The organism is Flagellimonas spongiicola (genome assembly GCF_023502425.1).
Lineage (GTDB): Bacteria > Bacteroidota > Bacteroidia > Flavobacteriales > Flavobacteriaceae > Flagellimonas > Flagellimonas spongiicola.
The window spans coordinates 1-1,127 of record NZ_JAMFMA010000009.1; the positions used below are offsets into that span (position 1 = coordinate 1).

Annotated in this window: 1 protein-coding gene; it reads left to right on the top strand. The window is 52.9% G+C overall.

The window, feature by feature from the left end; translation table 11 throughout:
- Positions 1-1,127, top strand: a 1,127-nt coding sequence (locus M3P19_RS16865) for a PKD domain-containing protein (protein ID WP_249658871.1), incomplete at both ends; no start/stop codon positions are given.

A 1,127-nucleotide genomic window follows, 5' to 3' on the forward strand; every position in this document is an offset into this window, starting at 1 on the left:
GCTTCAACGCAGGATGGGGATGCGCCCTTGTCGGTTGATTTCACGGGCAGCACTTCCATAGATGATGTGGGGGTAGTGAGCTATTTCTGGGACTTCAAGGATGGGAACACCTCTACATTGGCGGACCCTAGCAATATATTTAATGCCGCTGGCAGCTATGATGTGGAACTGACGGTCACCGATGCGGAGAACGAGACGGATACCGCAACGATCACGGTGACGGTAAATGAGGCTGCAGGCAACCAGCCCCCCTCGGCCATAGCCACAGCTTCCGTCCAATCGGGGACAACGCCCTTGTTGGTTGATTTCACGGGCAGCAACTCCATAGACGATGTGGGGGTAGTGAGCTATTTCTGGGACTTCAAGGATGGGAACACCTCTACGTTGGCGGACCCTAGCAATACATTTGGTACCGCGGGCAGCTATGATGTGGAACTGACGGTCACCGATGCGGAGAACGAGACGGATACGGCTACGTTGACCATTACCGTTAGCGACCCCAGCACAGAGGGTGTGATAGGATTGACATTGGTTGACGCGGTGACCAACAATGATCTATTCGGTCTTTTCGAAGGCCAGCAACTTGATTTTGGGAGTTCAGGCGGAACGGGTCTGAACGTACGTGCGGACACCAATCCATCAACAGTGGGGAGCGTTTCACTTGTGCTTACAGGTCCTGTTTCCACGAGCCGAACAGAGGGAGTGGCACCTTATGCGCTTTTTGGTGATGTATCCGGGAATTACAATTTGGCAGACCTTCCACTTGGAGACTATACAATTACGGCTACCGCCTTTAACGGAGGCGGACAGAGTGGTGGAATCTTGGGACAGCCTTTAGTGGTCAACTTCTCGGTTGTTGATGATCAGGGAGGTGTTAACCTTCCACCTACTGCCATTGCAACTGCCTCAACGCAGAATGGGGATGCGCCCTTGTCGGTTGATTTCACGGGCAGCAATTCCATAGACGATGTGGGGGTAGTGAGCTATTTCTGGGACTTCAAGGACGGTAACACCTCTACATTGGCGGACCCTAACAATACTTTTACCAGTGCCGGTACTTATGATGTGGAACTGACGGTCACCGATGCGGAGAACGAGACCGATACGGATACGATCACGGTGACGGT